The sequence below is a fragment of the Isoptericola sp. NPDC060257 genome (assembly GCF_042726645.1).
Taxonomy (GTDB): domain Bacteria; phylum Actinomycetota; class Actinomycetes; order Actinomycetales; family Cellulomonadaceae; genus Isoptericola; species Isoptericola nanjingensis.
Genome location: NZ_JBHXAW010000410.1, coordinates 1 through 2,556, shown reverse-complemented (window position 1 = coordinate 2,556; position 2,556 = coordinate 1). Strand labels below are relative to the sequence as shown.

Here is a 2,556-nt window from a genome sequence, read left to right as displayed (position 1 = left end):
CCCTGTGAGGGGGTCCGGGGCCTTCGTCGTCGACCGTCAGGTCGGTGGGCTCAGCGCGTCACTCCGCGCCGGCCTGCATCTGCCCGGTCGGGGGCAGGTCGTGCACCGAGACGCCGGTGGGGGCGTCGAGCGCCGCCGCCGCGCCGACCGTGACCGGCCCGCGCTCGTGCTCGCTCTTGGGGACCCCGCGGAAGCTGAACTCCCCGAGGATGCCCTCGCCCTCGCCGTCGACCAGCACGAGGTCGCCGGCCTTGAGCTCGCCGAACAGGATCTTCTCGGACAGGGTGTCCTCGATCTCCCGCTGGATCGCCCGCTTCAGCGGACGGGCGCCGAGCACCGGGTCGTAGCCCTTCTCCGCCAGCAGGTTCTTCGCGGCGGGCGTGAGCTCGATGGCCATGTCCCGGTCGCGCAGACGCTTGTCCAGCTTCGCGATCTCCAGGTCCACGATCTCGATGATCTCGTCCTGCGAGAGCTGCGGGAAGACCACCACGTCGTCGACGCGGTTGAGGAACTCCGGCCGGAAGTGCTGCTTGAGCTCCTCGTTGACCTTCGCCTTCATGCGCTCGTAGGAGGTCACCAGGTCGCCGCCGGCGTTGAAGCCGGTCTGGACGCCCTTGGCGATGTCCCGCGTGCCGAGGTTCGTGGTCATGATGATCACGGTGTTCTTGAAGTCGACCACCCGGCCCTGCGAGTCGGTCAGGCGACCGTCCTCGAGCACCTGCAGCAGCGAGTTGAAGATGTCCGCGTGAGCCTTCTCGACCTCGTCGAACAGGACCACCGAGAACGGCTTGCGCCGCACCTTCTCCGTGAGCTGGCCGCCCTCGTCGTAGCCGACGTACCCGGGAGGCGAGCCGAACAGCCGCGACACGGTGTGCTTCTCCGAGAACTCGGACATGTCGAGCTGGATCAGCGCGTCCTCGTCCCCGAAGAGGAACTCGGCGAGCGCCTTGGCCAGCTCCGTCTTCCCGACGCCCGTGGGGCCGGCGAAGATGAACGAGCCACCGGGGCGCTTCGGGTCCTTGAGCCCCGCACGCGTGCGGCGGATCGCCTGGGACAGGGCCTTGATCGCCGTGTTCTGGCCGACGACCCGCTTGTGCAGCTCGTCCTCCATGTGCAGGAGCTTGCTGGACTCCTCCTCGGTGAGCTTGACGACCGGGATGCCGGTCGACATCGCCAGCACCTCGGCGATGAGCTCGTCGTCGACCTCCGCGACGGAGTCGAGGTCGCCCGACTTCCAGGCCTTCTCCTTGTCGGCGCGCTGGGCGGTGAGCTGCTTCTCCTTGTCCCGCAGCCCGGCGGCCTTCTCGAAGTCCTGCTCGTCGATCGCCGACTCCTTGTCGCGGCGCGCCTCGGCGATCTCCTCGTCCAGGGCCTTGAGCTCCGGCGGCGCCGTCATGCGGCGGATGCGCAGGCGCGCGCCCGCCTCGTCGATCAGGTCGATCGCCTTGTCCGGCAGGTACCGGTCGTTGATGTACCGGTCGGCGAGCTGCGCGGCGGAGACCAGCGCGGAGTCCGTGATGGACACGCGGTGGTGCGCCTCGTAGCGGTCGCGCAGGCCCTTGAGGATCTCGATGGCGTGCTCGAGCGACGGCTCGTTGACCTGGATCGGCTGGAAGCGGCGCTCCAGGGCCGGGTCCTTCTCGACGTACTTGCGGTACTCGTCGAGCGTCGTGGCGCCGATCGTCTGCAGCTCGCCGCGGGCCAGCATCGGCTTGAGGATGCTCGCCGCGTCGATCGCGCCCTCGGCGGCACCCGCCCCGACGAGGGTGTGGATCTCGTCGATGAACAGGATGATGTCGCCGCGGGTGCGGATCTCCTTGAGCACCTTCTTGAGGCGCTCCTCGAAGTCACCGCGGTAGCGGGAGCCGGCGACCAGGGCGCCGAGGTCCAGCGTGTAGAGCTGCTTGTCCTTCAGCGTCTCCGGCACGTCGCCGCGCACGATGTCCTGGGCGAGGCCCTCGACGACAGCCGTCTTGCCGACGCCCGGCTCGCCGATCAGCACCGGGTTGTTCTTGGTGCGGCGGCTCAGCACCTGCATGACGCGCTCGATCTCCGTCGAGCGGCCGATGACCGGGTCGAGCTTGCCCTCGCGCGCGGCCTGGGTGAGGTTGCGGCCGAACTGGTCGAGGACGGCGGAGCCGGACGGCTGCCCCTCCTGCGGGCCGCCGGCGGCCACGGGCTCCTTGCCCTGGTAGCCGCTCAGCAGCTGGATGACCTGCTGGCGCACCTTGTTCAGGTCGGCGCCCATCTTCGTGAGGACCTGGGCGGCGACGCCCTCGCCCTCGCGGATGAGGCCGAGCAGGATGTGCTCGGTGCCGATGTAGTTGTGCCCGAGCTGCAGCGCCTCGCGGAGCGACAGCTCCAGCACCTTCTTGGCGCGCGGCGTGAACGGGATGTGCCCGCTCGGGGCCTGCTGGCCCTCGCCGATGATCTCGGTGACCTGGGTGCGGACGCCGTCGAGCGAGATCCCCAGCGACTCCAGGGCCTTCGCGGCGACGCCCTCACCCTCGTGGATGAGTCCGAGCAGGATGTGCTCGGTGCCGATGTAGTTGTGGT

The 2,556-nt window shown here is 69.3% G+C and carries 1 protein-coding gene; it reads right to left on the bottom strand.

Annotated features, from left to right (window positions below; genetic code table 11):
* Positions 1-58: 58 nt before the first annotated feature.
* Positions 59-2,556: ATP-dependent Clp protease ATP-binding subunit (locus ACFWEK_RS20690; protein ID WP_430555258.1), on the bottom strand; the 2,498-nt coding region annotated here is incomplete at its 5' end.